The organism is Brachyspira catarrhinii, from assembly GCF_005518285.1.
GTDB classification, from domain to species: Bacteria; Spirochaetota; Brachyspiria; order Brachyspirales; family Brachyspiraceae; genus Brachyspira; species Brachyspira catarrhinii.
In genome coordinates, this window is record NZ_SJDU01000353.1 from 1 (window position 1) to 2,366 (window position 2,366).

The following is a 2,366-nucleotide window of genomic DNA, read 5'->3' on the forward strand; positions in this document are numbered from 1 at the left end:
CCCGTTAAAAATATTAGGCTTGTTAAAAATATTATTATTCTTTTTGTCATTTGTTTTCTCCTTTTTTCTTTTTTAATTATCTCACAATATCGAAACTAACTTCCGCATCTCCCGTAGAATTGAAAATCTCCACGCCAGAAGTTATTTTTCCGATTTTTTGCATTGAAAATCTCTCGCCGTTTTGCTTATACATAATCACAAAACTTCTTCTTGGAGGATAGTAGATTATATCCCCCACTTCGTAGCCCGTGTTTCTCACATTATCGGTAGGCAAAGCGCTGTCGAAACGATAGCACATTTCCCTGCCGTATAAATCCATCATTGGAAGCGTCATAGGAAGCATTTCTACTAAAGCTCGCGTTGTCGCGTTGTCTTCCAAAGTAGCCATAAGTTCTCTTCCGTTTACCGTTATTTTCATTTGTCTCATATTGTTTCCTTGAGCGTTAACCTCTACGATTTCGCATGATAATGTAATTAACGCTAATAATAAAATTATTTTTTTAGTCATTTTTCTCTCCTTTTTTAGTTTTTAATTATTTTTTCATTTTACGATTATCTATCGTTATATTCTTCGTCCGTCACTTTTTCCATCCAAACTACGCCAGAACCGTTTGAGACGCCCGTTATTGCGGCATGTTTCATATAATGATTAGGCGAAGCTCCATGCCAATGTTTTACATTAGGCGGACAATACAAAACATCTCCCGCTCTAAACTCTTGAATCGGTTTGTCCTCTTCTTGCATTAGTCCTATTCCTTCAAGGACTATCAAATGCTGTCCCGCTGGATGAGTATGCCAAGCGCTTCTTGCTCCAGCCTGAAATGTCACATAAGATATTGAAAAATGAGACGAACTATTTGGTAGAGTTATCCTTTCCACTTCAACATCTCCCGTAAAGTATTCTTCCGAGCCTTTAGATTTCTGCCCCGAACCGTTTATTGTCAAAGAAGTTTCTAAAGGCGGAGCGGGATAATTATTTTCCGTATTACTCGAACATGCAACCGCCGTCATAATTATCATTGACAATACATTTAAAATTTTGAACATCTTTATTCTCCTTTGCCATAGGCATTTTTAATTATTTATTTGGATTTTAATATATTAAGAAAATCATAGCAAATACTTTTTTGTTATATCTAGTTATACTTGAAAAGCATAACTATTTATGATATTATAATTAATAAAAAGGACATAAATGGAATTCAGAGCTTTAAAATATTTCTTAATAGCGGCAAAAGAAGGAAGCATAACGAAAGCCGCTAATCGTCTCGGTTTGACTCAACCTAATCTCTCGAGGCAAATAAACATACTTGAAAGAGATATTGGCAAAAAACTTTTTACTCGCAGTAATTATAAAATCGAATTGACAAGCGAAGGCGTTTTACTCAAAAAGAGAGCCGAAGAAATAATGGATATGGTCGATAAGACGAGAGCCGAATTCAAATCGAGCGACAATATAATAGCGGGAGATATTTATATCGGAACGGCGGAAACGGAATCTTCGATAGAATTAATTTCAAAAATAATAAAAGATATACAAAAAGATTATCCTAATATAATGTATCATATCTATAGCGGAATTTACGGAGATGTTATTGAAAGGCTCGATAAAGGACTTCTCGATTTTGGAATTCTAATTGAACCAGCGGATTTGTCGTTATACGATTATATCGACATTCCGACTAACGAGGTTTGGGGAATATTGGCAAGGAGAGATTCTAAAATTGCCAAAAAGAAGTTTATCGAAAAAAAAGATTTGATTAATTTGCCCATAATTCTTCCGACTACTATCGCAAAAAATAAATCTCATAATAATAAATTTTTGCAATGGTTCGATGACGATATTGAAAAATTGAATATAGTTTTAACGAGAAATTTAATTTATAGCTCGATTGTTATGGTTAAAGAAGGAATTGGATATTCTCTAACGCTTAATAATATAAATACCGAAAAAGTTTGTTTTATTCCGCTAAAGCCGAAACTCAAACCGAAAACAAATATAATTTGGAAAAAGAATCAAATATTTTCTCCCGCAAGCAAAATATTTTTAGATAAACTTTATAAAAATTTTTTAGCAAACGATTAATTTAATATCGTTTTAGAATAATAATTAAATATTTTTTAAATAATAACCGCGTTTAATTATAAATAAAGATTGCCCCGCAGAATTACGAGACAACCTTTAAACTTAAGGATTAAATATGAAAAATTTTTTAACTTTTATCTATATTATTTTATTTTCAATTTTTATTTTAAAGTCTTCATATCTATCACATATCTGAATTTTGCTTTTCCTGTCGTTAATTTTTCGTAGGCTTCGTCTATTTGATTTGCAGATATTATCTCCGTTTCTGGATATATTTTAT

The 2,366-nt window shown here is 32.2% G+C and carries 3 protein-coding genes and 1 pseudogene; 1 reads left to right on the forward strand and 3 read right to left on the reverse strand.

What is annotated here, in order from left to right:
- Positions 1-76: 76 nt before the first annotated feature.
- Together EZH24_RS10390 and EZH24_RS10395 are read right to left on the reverse strand one after the other, a co-directional pair.
- Positions 77-508 (reverse strand): cyclophilin-like fold protein, encoded by a 432-nt coding sequence (locus tag EZH24_RS10390; protein ID WP_161976141.1) that lies wholly within the window; start codon positions 506-508, stop codon positions 77-79.
- A 44-nt stretch (positions 509-552) separates the two neighbouring features.
- Positions 553-1,053: a (R)-mandelonitrile lyase gene (locus EZH24_RS10395; RefSeq protein WP_419670460.1), complete on the reverse strand. Its 501-nt coding sequence runs from the start codon at positions 1,051-1,053 to the stop codon at positions 553-555.
- Between the two features lie 142 nt (positions 1,054-1,195).
- Here EZH24_RS10395 and EZH24_RS10400 point away from each other — a divergent pair, with 142 nt between their 5' ends.
- Positions 1,196-2,086, forward strand: coding sequence for a LysR family transcriptional regulator (locus EZH24_RS10400; protein WP_137999060.1), 891 nt, complete (start codon positions 1,196-1,198; stop codon positions 2,084-2,086).
- 161 nt (positions 2,087-2,247) lie between these two features.
- Here EZH24_RS10400 and EZH24_RS10405 read toward each other — a convergent pair.
- Positions 2,248-2,366, reverse strand: a pseudogene (locus EZH24_RS10405) (NAD(P)-dependent alcohol dehydrogenase); the annotation flags it as partial.

Excerpts from the sequence above, each read along its gene's own strand:
- EZH24_RS10390 (WP_161976141.1), bottom strand. The coding sequence starts at position 508 with ATGACTAAAAAAATAATTTTATTATTAGCGTTAATTACATTATCATGC.
- EZH24_RS10400 (WP_137999060.1), top strand. The coding sequence starts at position 1,196 with ATGGAATTCAGAGCTTTAAAATATTTCTTAATAGCGGCAAAAGAAGGA.